This window comes from Bradyrhizobium sp. USDA 4461 (assembly GCF_054055655.1).
This window is the reverse complement of the sequence record NZ_JBSRXM010000001.1, coordinates 4,762,905-4,777,825: the sequence shown is the minus strand read 5'-3', so window position 1 is coordinate 4,777,825 and position 14,921 is coordinate 4,762,905. Positions and strand designations below refer to the sequence as shown.

11 protein-coding genes are annotated in these 14,921 nt (G+C 65.3%); 9 read left to right on the top strand and 2 right to left on the bottom strand.

Annotated features, from left to right (window positions below; genetic code table 11):
* The first annotated feature begins 41 nt into the window (after positions 1 to 41).
* The 8 genes from ACVINW_RS22015 to ACVINW_RS21980 all read left to right on the top strand — a co-directional run bounded on the left by ACVINW_RS22015 (position 42) and on the right by ACVINW_RS21980 (position 8,978).
* Complete coding sequence (locus ACVINW_RS22015; RefSeq protein ID WP_456753228.1) at positions 42 to 671, top strand: hypothetical protein; 630 nt, start codon at positions 42 to 44, stop codon at positions 669 to 671.
* A 40-nt stretch (positions 672 to 711) separates the two neighbouring features.
* Positions 712 to 1,158, top strand: coding sequence for a DsrE family protein (locus ACVINW_RS22010; RefSeq protein WP_456753227.1), 447 nt, complete (start codon positions 712 to 714; stop codon positions 1,156 to 1,158).
* Positions 1,159 to 1,374: 216 nt separating this feature from the next.
* Entirely contained in the window at positions 1,375 to 4,221 is a 2,847-nt protein-coding gene (locus ACVINW_RS22005; RefSeq protein WP_456753226.1) for a bifunctional transaldolase/phosoglucose isomerase, read from the top strand.
* 11 nt (positions 4,222 to 4,232) lie between these two features.
* A complete protein-coding gene (gene gnd, locus ACVINW_RS22000; RefSeq protein ID WP_456753225.1) occupies positions 4,233 to 5,216 on the top strand; it encodes a phosphogluconate dehydrogenase (NAD(+)-dependent, decarboxylating) in 984 nt (327 codons plus the stop codon).
* Positions 5,217 to 5,384: 168 nt separating this feature from the next.
* The gene (gene zwf, locus ACVINW_RS21995; protein ID WP_456753224.1) at positions 5,385 to 6,878 is read left to right on the top strand and encodes a glucose-6-phosphate dehydrogenase; all 1,494 of its coding nucleotides are present in this window, start codon (positions 5,385 to 5,387) and stop codon (positions 6,876 to 6,878) included.
* Position 6,879: 1 nt separating this feature from the next.
* Positions 6,880 to 7,632 carry a 6-phosphogluconolactonase gene (gene pgl / locus ACVINW_RS21990; protein WP_456753223.1) on the top strand — a complete coding sequence of 251 codons (753 nt, stop codon included), beginning with the start codon at positions 6,880 to 6,882 and terminating at the stop codon, positions 7,630 to 7,632.
* Positions 7,633 to 7,686: 54 nt separating this feature from the next.
* Positions 7,687 to 8,175, top strand: a complete 489-nt coding sequence (locus tag ACVINW_RS21985; RefSeq protein WP_456756467.1) for a gluconokinase — start codon at positions 7,687 to 7,689, stop codon at positions 8,173 to 8,175.
* The gene (locus ACVINW_RS21980; RefSeq protein WP_456753222.1) at positions 8,172 to 8,978 is read left to right on the top strand and encodes an HAD family hydrolase; all 807 of its coding nucleotides are present in this window, start codon (positions 8,172 to 8,174) and stop codon (positions 8,976 to 8,978) included. Before ACVINW_RS21985 ends, ACVINW_RS21980 begins: the two co-directional genes overlap by 4 nt.
* A 7-nt stretch (positions 8,979 to 8,985) precedes the next feature.
* Here the strand turns inward: ACVINW_RS21980 and ACVINW_RS21975 are convergent, their stop codons facing one another.
* Positions 8,986 to 10,794 carry a glycoside hydrolase family 15 protein gene (locus ACVINW_RS21975; protein ID WP_456753221.1) on the bottom strand — a complete coding sequence of 603 codons (1,809 nt, stop codon included), beginning with the start codon at positions 10,792 to 10,794 and terminating at the stop codon, positions 8,986 to 8,988.
* A gap of 15 nt (positions 10,795 to 10,809) precedes the next feature.
* A complete protein-coding gene (gene malQ, locus ACVINW_RS21970; protein ID WP_456753220.1) occupies positions 10,810 to 12,759 on the bottom strand; it encodes a 4-alpha-glucanotransferase in 1,950 nt (649 codons plus the stop codon).
* Positions 12,760 to 12,962: 203 nt separating this feature from the next.
* Between malQ and ACVINW_RS21965 the strand changes: the two genes are divergently transcribed.
* Complete coding sequence (locus ACVINW_RS21965) at positions 12,963 to 14,912, top strand: alpha-1,4-glucan--maltose-1-phosphate maltosyltransferase (protein ID WP_456753219.1); 1,950 nt, start codon at positions 12,963 to 12,965, stop codon at positions 14,910 to 14,912.
* Positions 14,913 to 14,921: the final 9 nt, after the last annotated feature.

The following is a 14,921-nucleotide window of genomic DNA, read 5'->3' as shown; positions in this document are numbered from 1 at the left end:
AGATGACACCTTCACAGCGCGGCATATTCCCAAGGCCGATCATGCAACGAACGTTCCTAGTTGTCGCACTCGCAGCCGCCGCCTGTGCCGGCGCGTCGTCAGCCGTCCAGGCGCAGGAGGAGGTCGACAAGGCGGTCGACCAGGGCCTGGCAGCCGCCTTCGACAACAGGATGTTCGCCGGCCCGCCCGGCTCGAAAGCCTACGCCTGCTTCGTGCGGCGCTACGATGCAAATCATCTCGCGCAGCACCCGAAGCAGAAGGTCAACACGATGAAGCTTCTGGTCGAGGCCGAAGACGCGCCGGAGGACAAGACCACCAACTACTCGTTCCGCCTTGGTGTCACCTACCGTCACCGCTCCGGCAATTTCGACTCCAGCGGCTACTGCAACCACGCGATCGCGACCGAATCCGGACAGGACATCCGCTTCGAATGCGGCGTCGATTGTGAAGGCGGCGGTATCAGCGTGGCGTTGTCGAAGGACGATAAATCCGCGATCGCACGCCTCGCCAGCATCCGGATGTGGAATCGCAACAAGCCCGACGATGACGCGGAAGAAGAACTGGTCGCCGGCGCCGACGACAAGATGTTTCGTCTCGATCGCGCCGGCTTGAACGAATGCGCCGAACTTGTGACCGACCGCAAGGAACTCGCAGCGCTTCGCCACAAGTGATAGGCTTGATCAGATCAGCAACGATCGCGCGAGGGACGCCATGCATCGACGCAGCATCCTGTGGGGCACGCTCTCCGCGCTCGGTGCCGCCTTCGCGGCGCCACAGGCGCAGGCTGCCACCGAGACAGCGCCGCAAAGGCTGAAGGTGGTCTACCACCTCGACGACCTCGACAAGGTCAGTTTCGTGATCGGCAATATCCAGAACCATCTCGAGGGCGTCGGCGGTCCCGGCAATGTGACGATCGCGCTGGTGGTCCACGGCCAGGCGCTGAAGGCGTTTCATGCGTCCGGAGCCAACCCCGACCTGTCCAAGCATGTCGGACAGTTCAGCCGGGATGGCATCGAGCTCGCCGCCTGCGGCAACACCATGAAATCGCAGAACATCGGCCTTGCCGACCTGCTTCCCGGCTTCGTCGCCGCCGAGCGCGGCGGCGTCGTGCGGCTCGCCGAGCTGCAATCCCAGGGCTATCTCTACCTGCGTCCCTGAGGTTCGGGCGCGCAGCGCAACGCGTCATAAAAATGTGCTGAGATCGGGGTCTGCTCGGGGTGCATCCGAGGGGATCGAACTGTTGTGAATGGCGTTATCCCTTGGGAATGCTGATATTCCGCCCGGGCCCCCAGTCATGTTGACAATCCCGCTCCGCCCCCGAAAGCTGCCCGGGAACCCAAAAATCGACCCTCGATCGAACGAGAACAGGCACCCATGAACCCCGTCAAAGCACTCGAAAATCACCGCCAGGCCGTCTGGCTGGACTTCCTGGCCCGCGGCTTCGTCGCCAAGGGCGACCTGAAGCGGCTGATCGAGACCGACGGCGTCAAAGGCGTGACGTCCAACCCCTCGATCTTCGAGAAGGCGATCGGCTCTTCGGACGAATATGACGGCGCGATCGGCCAGGCGCTGAAGAAGGGCGACCGCTCGGTTGCCGACCTGTTCGAGCATCTTGCCGTCGTCGATATTCAGCACGCCGCCGACGTGCTGCGCCCGGTCTACGACCAGAGCCATGGCGGCGACGGCTTCGTCAGCCTCGAAGTGTCGCCCTATCTGGCGATGGACACCAAGGGCACGATCGCCGAGGCCGAGCGGCTCTGGAAAGACGTCCACCGCAAGAACCTGATGGTCAAGGTGCCGGCGACGCCAGAGGGATTGCCGGCGATCGAGTATCTGATCGGCGAAGGCATCAGCATCAACATCACGCTCCTGTTCTCGCAGGAGGTCTATCGCCAGGTCGCCGAGGCCTACCTCAAGGGCCTGGAAAAATACGTCGCCAAGGGCGGCGATCCCTCCCATGTCGCAAGCGTCGCGAGCTTCTTCGTCAGCCGCATCGACTCTGCCGTCGACAAACAGCTCGACGAGAAGATCGCAAAGGCCAACGATCCGCATGAAAAGGAGCGCCTCGCCGCGCTCAAGGGCAAGGTGGCGATCGCCAATGCAAAACTCGTCTATCAGGACTACAAGCGCCTGTTCTCGGGCCCGCGCTGGGACAAGCTCACCGCCAAGGGCGCCAAGCCGCAGCGGCTGTTGTGGGCGTCGACCGGCACCAAGAACAAGGATTACAGCGACGTGCTCTATGTCGAGGAGCTGATCGGCCCCGACACCGTCAACACCATGCCGCCGGCCACCCTCGACGCCTTCCGCGACCATGGCAAGCTCCGCGACAGCCTCGAGGAGAACGTCGCGGACGCCCGCCAGGTGCTGGAGCAGCTGGAGAAGTCCGGCATCTCGCTCGACGCGATCACCGAGGAGCTGGTCAAGGACGGCGTCAAGCTGTTCGCAGACGCCGCCGACAAGCTGTACGGCGCGGTTGCCTTCAAGCGTGCCACCTCGCTCGGCGGCGGCATCGACCACCAGAAGCTGGCGCTCGGCGCCACCATCGCGAAGGCGGTCGAGAACAGCACCGAGGAATGGCGTACCTCCGCCAAGATCCGCAGGCTCTGGCACAAGGACAAGTCGGTCTGGACCGGCGACGACGAGGACAAATGGCTGGGCTGGCTGACCAGCGCCGCCTCCGCCGACGTCGCCGACTACGAGGATTTCGCCAAGCGCGTGAAGGGCCAGAACTTCACCGACGCCGTTGTGCTCGGCATGGGCGGCTCGAGCCTCGGACCGGAGGTCTTGGCCCAGACCTTCCCGCACAAGTCCGGCTTCCCGCGGCTGCACGTGCTCGACTCCACCGATCCGGCGCAGGTCCGCGCGATGGAGGAGTATGTCGACATCGCCAAGACGCTGTTCATCGTCTCCTCCAAATCCGGCGGTACCACCGAGCCGAACGTCATGAAGGACTATTTCTTCGACCGGGTCGCCAAGGCGATCGGCAAGGACAAGGCCGGCCACCGCTTCATCGCGGTCACCGATCCGGGCTCGTCGTTGCAGAAGATCGCGATCAAGCAGGGCTTTGCCCGCATCTTCTATGGCGACCCTGCGATCGGCGGCCGCTACTCCGTGCTGTCGCCGTTCGGCCTGGTGCCGGCGGCTGCCGCGGGCATCGATGTCCGCAGCCTGCTCGGCCATACGCTCGCCATGGTGCGCTCCTGCGGCGCCGACGTGCCGCCGCAGGAAAACCCGGGCGTCCAGCTCGGGCTTGCGATGGGCATTGCGGGCCTCGAGGGCCGCGACAAGGTGACGATCTTCGCCTCGCCCGACGTCGCCGATTTCGGCGCCTGGGCCGAGCAGCTGATCGCGGAATCGACCGGCAAGGACGGCAAGGGCCTGATCCCGATCGAGGGCGAGACGCTCGGCGATCCCGGCGTCTATGGCAACGACCGCTTCTTCATCGATCTGCGCACCGAAAGCGAGACCGACGCCGCGCATGAGGCGAAGCTTGCCGCGCTCGAAGCCGCCGGCCATCCGGTGGTCCGGATCGTCATGAAGTCGATCGACCATATCGGCCAGGAGTTTTTCCGTTTCGAGATCGCGACCGCGGTGGCGGGCTCGATCCTCGGCATCAACCCGTTCAACCAGCCCGACGTCGAGGCGGCCAAGATCAAGACCCGCGAGCTGACGGCGGCATTCGAGAAGACCGGATCACTGCCGGCCGAAGAGCCGGTGGTATCGGCCGACGGGGTCGATCTCTACACCGATGCGCAGAACGCCGAGGAGCTGCGCAAGGCCGGCGCCAATGGCGATCTCGGTTCCTGGGTCAAGGCCCACCTCTCGCGCTCCGGCCGCGGCGACTATGTCGCTTTGCTCGCCTATATCGAGCGCGACGGTGACACCATGGACGCCATGCAGGCGATGCGTCTCAAGGTCCGCGATGCAAAACATCTTGCGACCTGCGCCGAATTCGGCCCGCGCTTCCTGCACTCGACAGGACAGGCCTACAAGGGCGGCCCCGACAGCGGCGTGTTCCTCCAGCTCACGACCGACGACCCAAAGGACCTGGCGGTGCCTGGCCAGAAGGCGAGCTTCGGCGTGATCAAGGCGGCGCAGGCTCGCGGCGATTTCGACGTGCTCACCGAGCGCGGTCGCCGGGCGCTGCGCGTGCACCTCAAGGGTGACCTTACCTCCGGGCTGGCGGCGCTCGATGCCGCGATCTCGGCTGCACTGAACTGACGGAGGCCACGATGCAACTCGGCATGATCGGCCTCGGGCGGATGGGCGGCAACATCGTCCGCCGCCTGATGAGCAACGGCCACACCGCCGTGGTCTACGACAAGGACCCCAAGGCGGTCGCGGCGCTGGTCGCCGACAACGCCACCGGCGCCTCGTCGCTGGAGGATTTCGTGCTCAAGCTGGAAGCGCCGCGTACCGCCTGGGTGATGCTGCCGGCCGGCAAGATCACCGAATCCACCATCGAGGCGCTCGCAAAGCTGATGCAGCCCGGCGACGTGATCATCGACGGCGGCAACACCTTCTGGCAGGACGACGTCCGCCGCGGCAAGGCGCTCAGGGAGCGCGGGCTGCACTACGTCGATGTCGGCACCAGCGGCGGCATCTGGGGCATCGAGCGCGGCTATTGCATGATGATCGGCGGCGAGAAGGGCGTGGTCGACCGGCTCGACCCGATCTTCAAGACGCTGGCGCCCGGGATCGGCGACATCCCGCGCACCCACGGCCGCGACGGCCGCGATCACCGCATCGAGCAGGGCTACATCCACGCCGGTCCCGTTGGCGCCGGGCATTTCGTCAAGATGATCCACAACGGCATCGAATATGGCCTGATGCAGGCCTATGCCGAAGGCTTCGACATCCTGAAGAACGCCAATATCGAGGCGCTGCCGCCGGACCATCGGTTCGATCTCGACATCGCCGACATCGCCGAAGTCTGGCGCCGCGGCAGCGTGATCCCGTCCTGGCTGCTCGACCTTACCGCGTCCGCACTGGCGCAGAACCACACGCTCGACAATTACTCCGGCTTTGTCGAGGATTCCGGCGAAGGCCGCTGGACCGTCAATGCCGCGGTCGACGAGGCGGTGCCGGCCGAGGTGCTGACGGCCGCGCTCTACACCCGATTCCGCTCGCGCAAGGATCACACCTTCGCCGAGAAGATCCTCTCGGCGATGCGCGCAGGTTTCGGCGGCCACAAGGAGCCCCCGAAGAAGGCTTGACTTGAAGCATTGTCGAGCGAAGTGGGCACCGGTTCGCGTAAAGAAAACACGTCTAGAGCATGATCCGGAAAAGTGGAAGCCGGCTTTCATGCTCAAACAAGGAGATGAGATCATGATGCGATTCTGTGGAAACGCATCATGATCTAGAAGATAACCGCGGAAGGTCACGTGCAGAAGAAACCCGATCCCTGCTCCTTCATCATCTTCGGCGCCACCGGTGATCTGACGCACCGGCTGGTCGTCCCGGCGCTCTACAATCTCGCCGCCGGCAACCTGCTGCCGGACAAATTCTGCGTCGTCGGCATCGCCCGCAAGGGCATGTCGAGCGACCAGATGAAAGACAGCCTGCTACAAGGACTGCGAAAGTTCGCCACCCGCCCGGTGGACGAGGCGGTCGTCACGCGCCTGTTCGAATGCGTCACCGCGATCGAGGCCGATCCGAGCGATCCCCCTTCCTTCGATGCCATGAACGAACGGCTCGACAAGCTCGAGAAGGCCCGCGGTACCGGCGGCAACCGTCTGTTCTATCTTGCGACCCCGCCGAAGGCCTTCCTGCCGATCAGCGAGCAGCTCGGCCGCACCGGCATGCTGAAGGAGAACGGCGCCTGGCGGCGGCTGATCATCGAAAAGCCGTTCGGCACCGATCTGCCTTCGGCCAGAGCGCTCAACGCCGCGCTGCTGAAGCTGATGGACGAGCATCAGATCTACCGGATCGACCATTACCTCGGCAAGGAAACGGTGCAGAACATCCTGGTGCTGCGCTTTGCCAACGGCATGTTTGAGCCGATCTGGAATCGCAACCACATCGACCACGTCCAGATCACCGTCGACGAGAAGCTCGGCGTCGGTCATCGCGGCAGCTTCTATGACGCCACCGGCGCGCTGCGTGACATGGTGCCGAACCATCTGTTCCAGCTGCTGTCGCTGGTGACGATGGAGCCGCCGGCGCGGTTCGACGCCCATGCGGTGCGCTCCGAAAAGGCCGAGGTGCTGAGCGCGATCCAGCTCCAGAGCGAGCAGGAGGCGTTGTCCAACTCGGTGCGCGGCCAGTATCGCGCCGGCCGGATCGGCGACACCGAGATCGAGGACTATCTGAAGACGCCGGATGTCAGGCCCGACAGCTCGACCGAGACCTATGCCGCGCTGAAGCTGACCATCGACAATTGGCGCTGGGCCAGCGTGCCGTTCTATCTGCGCACCGGCAAGGCGCTGGCTACCAAGCGCACCGAGATCGCGATCAAGTTCAAGCAGGCGCCGTTCGCGATGTTCCGCGATACGGCGGTCGACCGCCTGTCGCAGAACTACATGGTCATCTCAACCGAGCCGACCGAAGGCATCGAGCTGCAGTTCAACACCAAGGTGCCGGGCCCGACCATCAACATCGATGGCGTCGAGATGAAGTTCCGCTACAAGGACTACTTCAAGGCCGAGCCATCGACCGGTTACGAGACGCTGATCTATGACTGCATGATCGGCGACAATCTGCTGTTCCAGCGCGCCGACAGCGTCGAGGCCGGATGGCAAGCGGTGCAGCCCTTCCTCGACGCCTGGAAGAGCGCTGGCGGACGCGGTCTGCAACCCTACAAGGCCGGCACCGAAGGCCCGGAGGCCGCCAACGCGCTGCTGACCCGCGACGGCCGCAGCTGGCGGAAGCTCGGCTGACATGACCACGAGCGGCGAGCGCAGGATCATCACGGTCGCCGATCCGGCGGCCCTGGCGAAGACCGCCGCCGAGCGGGTGATCGCCCGGATCGACCAGAATCCCGGGCGGATCGCGATCTGCCTCACCGGCGGCTCCAGCCCCAAGGCGCTCTACGAGCTGCTGGCGACGCCGGACTATCGCAGGCGGATTCCGTGGGATCGCATCGACTGGTTCATCGGCGACGAGCGGCTGGTGCCGCGCAAGGACAGACTGCACAATATGAGCATGGCGCGCCAGGCATTCCTCGACCGCTGCGCGCCGGCGGCGAATGTGCACCCGATCGCAACCGACACCGCCGATCTCAGGGATCCCGACGTCAGCGCGGCGCTGTACGAGAACGAGCTGATGGCGTTCTACGGCGCCGAGCACCTCGATCCGACGCGGCCGCTGTTCGACCTGGTGCTGATGGGAATGGGGCCGGACGGCCACACCGCCTCGCTGTTTCCAGGTTATCCCGCAGTCGAGGAAACCCTGCGCTGGGTGGTCGGGGTGCCCAAGGCCAATGTCGAGCCGTTCGTGCCGCGGGTCTCATTGACCCTGCCTGCCCTCGCCTCCTGCCGCGAGATGCTGTTCGAAGTGTCAGGCGAAAACAAGCGCGCGATCTTGACGCGCCTGTTCGCAGGCGAGAACCTGCCGGCAAACCGCGCACGATCGCTGGGCGAGACCGTCTGGCTGATCGATCAGGCCGCGCTGCCGGAGGATTTTCGTGGATGATTTCGCTGGGTGACTTTCTTGGGTGACGGGCAGAACCCCTGCGCCCTGGTCGTGATGGGCGTCTCCGGCTCGGGCAAGAGCACCATCGCCGACCGCCTCGCGATCCGGATCGGCTGGCGCTTCGAGGATGGCGACAGCTTTCATCCGCCGAGCAATGTCGCGAAGATGCATTCCGGCCGGCCGCTCACCGACGAGGATCGCTGGCCCTGGCTGCGCGCGATCGCCGCCGAGATCGACCGCACTTGCGGCGTCCGCGAGCGCGCCGTGATCGCCTGCTCGGCGCTGAAGCGCAGCTATCGCGACATCCTGGTGCATGGCCGCCGCGATATCCGCATCATCTTCCTCGACGGCACGCAGGAGCTGATCGCCACGCGGCTGGCCGCGCGCAAGGACCATTTCATGCCGCCGGGCCTGCTCGCCAGCCAGTTCAAGACGCTGGAACCGCCGACGCCGGACGAACGCCCGATCACGGTCGCGATCGACCGTTCGATCGACAGCATCGTCGAAGACATCGTCAGTCAACTGAAACTGGATCGCTCATGACCCGCATCGCACTTGTCGTATCCGATGTCGACGGCACGCTGCTCACCAAGGACAAGACCTTGACCGATGGCGCCCTCACGGCGGTGCGCAGGCTGCATGAGGCCGGCGTCGGCTTCACCATCGTCTCCAGCCGGCCGACTATCGGTATGGGCTTTCTGGTTGCACCGCTCGCGATCAAGTTGCCGATCGGCGCCTTCAACGGCTCGTCGATCGTCGATCCGCAATTGAGGCCGCTCGAGCAGCATGTGATCCCGCCGGCCGTGGCCAAGCGCAGCATCGATCTGCTTCGCGCGCGCGACGTCGACATCTGGCTGTTCACCAACGACCGCTGGCTGACCCGCAATCCGGACGGCGAGTACAACGCGCACGAAAAGCGCGCGATCAAGCATGATCCGACCATCGTCGACGATTTCACCCCCTATCTCGACCAGGCCTGCAAGATCGTCGGTGCGAGTTCCGATGCGCCCCTGCTACAACGCTGCGAGGCTGAGATGCAGCAGATGGTCGGCCCTGATGCGACCGCGGTCCGCTCGCAGACCTATTATCTCGACGTCACCCCGCCCGGCCACGACAAGGGCACTTTCGTCGAGGGCATCGCGAAACGCCTCGGCGTGTCGCTGGAGAATGTCGCCACCATCGGCGACATGCAGAACGACCTGCCGATGTTCGCCCGAAGCGGGATCTCGTTCGCGATGGGCAATGCCAGCGATGACGTCAAGGCGCGCGCCACGCATGTCACCGAGACCAACGAGCGTGACGGTTTCGCGCGCGCGATGGACGTGGTGCTGACGACAGGTCGCTAAGGCACCATCAGCTCGACCGCTGCACCGCGGGCTTCTCGGCGTGGGTCCTGGCGGCGCTGAGATTGTGCACGGTATTGATCAGCGCGATATGGGTCAGCGCCTGCGGGAAGTTGCCGGTCTGGCGGCCGGCACCGGAATCGAACTCCTCCGCCAGCAGTCCGAGATCGTTTGCGACCGCCACCACGCGGTCGAACATGGTCTGCGCCTTGTCGAGATCTCCCGCCAGTACATGGGCGTCGGCAAGCCACAGGCTGCAGGCCAGGAATGCGCCCTCGATCGGCTGGATTTCATCCGACACCTCGCGCGGATCGTGCCGCAGCACAAAGCCGTCGCGCATCATGTGGCGCTCGACCGCCGCGATCGTGGCGCGGATGCGCGGATCGTCCGGCGGCAGGAAGCCGACCGACGGCAGCAGCAGGAGGCTGGCGTCGAGCAGCTTCGAGCCATAGCTCTCGACGAAGCTGTTGAGGTCGGGATCGAAGCCGCGTCGGCAGACGTCGCGATGGATGGCCTCGCGCAGCACCCGCCATTTGACCAGTGGCGCCTTGAAGCCGAACCGCTCCGCGCTCTTGATGGCGCGATCGAAAGCGACCCAGCACATCACCTTGGAGAACACGTAGTGCCTGGGAACGCCGCGCCGCTCCCAGATGCCGTGATCCGGCCGGTCCCAGACATCTGCGAGATGATTGACGACGGTGCATTCCAGCGACCAGTTCTCCTCGTCGAGCTTGAGTTTGACCATGCGAGACTGGTGGAAGGCGTCGATCAGCTCGCCATAGACGTCGAGCTGAAGCTGTGCATGGGCGGCGTTGCCGACGCGGACCGGCGTTGCTCCCTCATAGCCGGGCAGCCATCCGGCCTCCCATTCGAGCAAGCGGCGCTGCCCCAGGATACCGTACATGATCTGCATGTTGGCCGGCGCGCCGGCCACCGCCCGCAGCAGCCAGTTGTGCCAGGCCGCCGCTTCCTCGGTATAGCCCGAATTCATCAGCGCCAGCAGCGTGAAGGTGGCGTCGCGCAGCCAGCAGAAGCGGTAGTCCCAGTTGCGCGCGCCGCCGAGCTTTTCCGGCAGTGACGTGGTCGGTGCCGCGACGATGCCGCCGGTCGGCCTGAAGGTCAGCGCCTTCAGCGTGATCAGCGAACGCATCACGAGGCCGCGCTGATAGCTGCTGTCGTAGGTCGAACGGCTGCACCATTCCTTCCAGTAATCCTCGGTATCCTTCAGCGCCGCTTCGGGATCGATCGGCTCCGGCAGCGGCTGGTAGGACGCCCCGTAGGTCAGGATGAACGGCACGGTGTCGCCCTCGCCGACCTCGAAATCGGCGATCGTGGTCAGGTCCTTGCCTGTGGTTTCGACCGGCGTGCGCAGCACGGTCATGTCCTGCCCGCAGATCGCCAACAGCCCCTCGCCGTCCGGATTCTTCTTCACCCAGGGGACATCGACGCCGTAGCCGAAGCGGATCACCAGCTCCATGTGCATCCTGACGCGGCCGCTGATCCCGCGCACGAGGCGCACCACGTCGGAGGCGTTGCCGCGCGGCGGCATGAAGTCGGTCAGCACAACCACGCCGCTTGCGGTCTCGAACCGCGTCTCCAGGATCAGCGTGTCGTCCCGATAGCGGCGCGAGGTCTGCTTGATCTCATCGGCCGGCGCCAGCAGCCAGCGGCCATTCCGCGACGTGCCGAGCAGCGCCGCGAAGCACGCCTCGGAATCGAACGCCGGCCAGCACAGCCAGTCGATCGAGCCGTCGCGGCCGACCAGCGCGGCGGTCTCGCAATCGCCGATCAATCCATAGTCTTCGATCCGGGAAGCCACACACCATGCTCCGCATTAGCCCGCGTGCAACCGCTCGCGGGTTGCGCGCTTCAGCGCCTCGATATCGATCGCCGACGCGAGCTGCTCGAGCGGGATCGGGAGCCGGCGTTTCCAGTTCGGATGCTCGTAGACGGTGCCTGGGATGTTGGGCTGCTCGACAATGCCGAGCAGATCCTCCATCGACACCGCCAGCATCCGCGACCGCGTCCGCGCCATGAAACTCACGACCGAATCAAAATCATTGCTGTGGATGTCGTGCCGGCGCAGCACGTCGTCGAGCTGGCCGAGCGCGTCCCAGCGCCCCTGGTCGGTCTCGCCGGGATCGATCCCGAGTCCGCGCTTGGTCTTGAGGTCGCTGAACGAGCGCCAGCCGGCATAGGTCGAGAGGTCGTGGGTGTTGAAGGTGACCAGCGCGTTCGGCAGATAATAGTCGGCGTTGCGGAACACGCCCTGGTCGTCGGTCTCGAACATCATCACGAGGTAGGACCAGATGCCCCAGCCGTTCATCTGCTCGCGGAACCCCGGCGGCACGGTGCCAAGGTCCTCGCCGATCACGACGCAGCGGCTGGCCGTGCTTTCCTGCGCGGTCGCCGCCAGCAGCGCCTCGAACGGCATCAGCACATAGGCGCCATTGGCCGGCCCGAAGCCGCGCGGCACCAGATAAAGCCGCTTCAGCCCGAAAGCGTGGTCCAGCCTGATCGCGCCGGCATGGTGCATCGAGGCGCGCAGCATCTGCCGGAACGGCTCGAACGAGCGCTGTTCGAGGCCCGCGGCGTTGAAGCCGGCCAGCCCCCAGTCCTGGCCCGCCGTGTTGAGCGGGTCCGGCGGCGCGCCGACACCGAGATGACGCGAGATCGCAGTCTGCTCATTCCAAGCGTCGAAACCATCCGACTGCACGCCGACGGCGACGTCGAGATAGAGCCCGACCCCCATGCCGAGCTTGTGCGCCAGCGCCTGGCAGGCGCCGAGCTGGCGCTCCGCCGTCCATTGCACGAATTCGACGAACTCGACCTCGGCGGCGCTGTCGCGCGCCTCCCGCAATTTGGCGCAAGCCGCGTCGCTGGGTTGCCGCCATTCGTCCGGCCACTCCCACCACGGCTTGTTGAACTTGTGCCGCATCGTTTCGAAGCAGGCGAAGCGCGACAGCAGTGCGCCCTGCTCGTTGCGAAAAGCCTCGAAATCCTGCCGGCGGCCGGGACCGGGATTGGCCTTGAAGGCAGCGAAGGCCGCGCGCAGCGCGGGCCATTTCAACGCCGCAACGCCGACATAGTCGACCAGGTCTTGGCCACGGAGCTGCGCCAGCGCGGCCTGCGTCGCGGCATCGATGCGGTATTCGGGAATCTTCTCGACATCGACATAGAGCGCGTTGAGGAACAGCCGGCTGCTCGGGGAATATGGACTGCAGTCGCCCGGCCGATCGTCGAATAGCGCATGCAGCGGATTGAGCCCGATGCCGTCGGCGCCGAGCTGCCGGGCGAATGTGAGCAGCCACTGCAGATCGGTGAAGTCGCCGATGCCCCAGTTGCGTGCGGAGCGCACGCCGTAGAGCTGCACCGCGATCACCCAGCAGCGATCGAACGTGCCGCCGAACGCGCCCTCCGGCGCCACCAGGAACGGCAGCTGCTCGCTGCCCGATGCGTCCGACAGCAGCAAGCGGTGCACGCCCTCCGGGAGGCCGGACGGCCACGCAACGTTCCGCCCATGCGCCTCGCCTTGCGCGAGCACCGCATCGCCGCTCATGACCTTCCATTGCACCGGAAGCTGCGCCGCCTCGGCAAGCTGCGTTTGCGCAGCCTGGCCGCCTCTGACGACCACGGGATCGGTGACGATCCGCCGCGGCGTCTGGGGCGGCAGCGCCGCCAGGATCGCCGTCAGCGCCTCCGGGGTTGTCACACGACGGTGACCGCTCCCATCGATATACTCGGTCTGGATTCCCAGGGTCTGGGCTTCGGCGTAAAGGTCCATTCGGCACGCTGTCTGCTCGCAACGGTATTGGGATCGTTGCTAAATTGTATAGATACGGGAAAGGGATAGTTGATGTTCAACGCTCTACCCTATCAAGCGTTCCCACCGGGAACCAATGCCCGGCGAGCGGCTTTCTATATGGGTCTGGCGCGCCTCCTTCCCGGCGTCGGGACGTCATTTGCTTATTCAATGGCGGCATCACCGTGAACAAAACTCTCCGGCCTGTCGAGAGTGCCCATGGCACTTTTCATATCACCGATGTCTACCCGTCGGTCGACGGCGGCCGCTTTCCGGTCAAGCGCATCGCAGGCGAACCTGTCGAGGTGTGGGCCGACATCTACCGTGACGGACATGACGTGATTTCAGCGGCATTGGTGTGGCGGCACGACGGCGACAACGCGTGGCAGGTCGCGCCGATGTCGCAGCATAGCGACGACCGCTGGGGCGGTGCCTTCGTGCCCGACCGGCCCGGCCGCTACACCTACGCGATCGAGGCCTGGACCGACGACTTCGCCAGCTGGCGGCATCGCTTCGAGCAGAAGCAGCGCGACGGCGGCGACCACACGCTGGACGCGGTCGAAGGCGCGGGGATGCTGACCCGGGCGCAGGCCGGGGGACCCGCCGCAGCCGCCGTGATCATCCGGCAGTGTGAAATCTATCTGCAGAGCGGCGAACCGGGCGCGCTGCTGGCACCGGAATTGCGCGAGGCGATGGCCGGCAGCCAGTTCCGGCGCGATTTGATGCGCTCGCCGCTCTATCCCCTCACCGCCGACCGGCCGCGGGCGCGCAGCGGGGCGTGGTACCAGATGTTTCCGCGCAGCCAGGGCAAGCGACCGGGCGTGCATGCGACCTTCAGCGATTGCATCGCGCGGCTGCCCGACATTGCCGCGATGGGGTTTGACGTCGTGCTGCTGGCGCCGATCCACCCGATCGGGCGGACGCATCGCAAGGGCCGCAACAATGCCGCGATCGCGCAGGCCGGCGATCCCGGCAGCCCCTACGCGATCGGCTCGGCCGAGGGCGGCCACGACGGGGTGCATCCGGAGCTCGGCACGCTCGACGATTTCCGCGCTTTCGTTGCGGCCTGCCAGTCGCACGGCCTCGAGGTCGCGCTCGATTTCGCCGTGCAATGCTCGCCCGATCACCCCTGGCTGACCGAGCATCCCCAGTGGTTCAAGCGGCGACCGGACGGATCGGTGCGTACGGCCGAACATCCGCCCCAGCGCTGGGACGATGTCGTCAATCCGGATTTCAGCTGCGACGATGCCGCCGCGCTGTGGCGCGCGCTGCGCGATGTGGTGCTGTTCTGGGTCGAGCAGGGCGTCAAGATTTTCCGGGTCGACAATCCGCACACCAAGCCGCTGGCATTCTGGGAATGGCTGATCCGCGAGGTGCAGGACCGCGACGCGGATGTACTGTTCCTTGCGGAAACCTTCGCGCGGCCGAAACTGATGAAGGGCCTGGCCAAGCTCGGCTTCACACAATCCTACAGCTACTTCACCTGGCGCACCCAGCGCATCGAGCTCGAACAGTATCTCGGCGAGTTGATCTCCTATCCCGAGCGTGACTTCTTTCGGCCGAATTTCTTCGTCAACACACCTGATATCCTGCCCTTCCATTTGCAAAGCGGCGAATCCTGGATGTTCAAGTCGCGTCTCGCGCTGGCCGCGACGCTGTCAAGCAGCTACGGCATTTACAGCGGTTTCGAGCTGCGCGAGCACACGCCGGTCCCCGGTCGCGAGGAATATCTCAACTCGGAGAAGTATGAGATCAGGGTGCGCGACTGGGACGAGCCAGGGAACATCAAGCCTTACATTGCGGCGCTCAACCGGATCAGGCGCGGCAATCCGGCCCTGCAACAATTCGCCAATCTGCGCTTTATCAACGTCGATGACGGCGGCGTGATCGGCTTCGTCAAGGAGGCGGTCGATCAGGGCAATGTGATCGCGACTGCGATTGCCTTGTCGGCCGAGCCGCGTGAGGTCTGGCTTCCGCTCGGCGACGTCATGGTCGGCCAAGGGGACGCCCGCCGCCCCGTCACGGAACTGGAAGACCTTGTCACCGGCGAGCGTCATGCGCTCGAATGGGGAGGCATCCGCCTGCGTCTCGATCCTGCGCGCGATCCCGCGTTGCTGCTGCGCTGTGTCGCCTGAAGGAGCCCT

Excerpts from the sequence above, each read along its gene's own strand:
- ACVINW_RS21980 (WP_456753222.1), top strand. The coding sequence starts at position 8,172 with ATGACCCGCATCGCACTTGTCGTATCCGATGTCGACGGCACGCTGCTC.
- malQ (WP_456753220.1), bottom strand. The coding sequence starts at position 12,759 with ATGGACCTTTACGCCGAAGCCCAGACCCTGGGAATCCAGACCGAGTAT.
- gnd (WP_456753225.1), top strand. The coding sequence starts at position 4,233 with ATGCAACTCGGCATGATCGGCCTCGGGCGGATGGGCGGCAACATCGTC.
- ACVINW_RS22010 (WP_456753227.1), top strand. The coding sequence starts at position 712 with ATGCATCGACGCAGCATCCTGTGGGGCACGCTCTCCGCGCTCGGTGCC.
- ACVINW_RS21985 (WP_456756467.1), top strand. The coding sequence starts at position 7,687 with ATGGGCGTCTCCGGCTCGGGCAAGAGCACCATCGCCGACCGCCTCGCG.
- ACVINW_RS22005 (WP_456753226.1), top strand. The coding sequence starts at position 1,375 with ATGAACCCCGTCAAAGCACTCGAAAATCACCGCCAGGCCGTCTGGCTG.
- pgl (WP_456753223.1), top strand. The coding sequence starts at position 6,880 with ATGACCACGAGCGGCGAGCGCAGGATCATCACGGTCGCCGATCCGGCG.
- ACVINW_RS22015 (WP_456753228.1), top strand. The coding sequence starts at position 42 with ATGCAACGAACGTTCCTAGTTGTCGCACTCGCAGCCGCCGCCTGTGCC.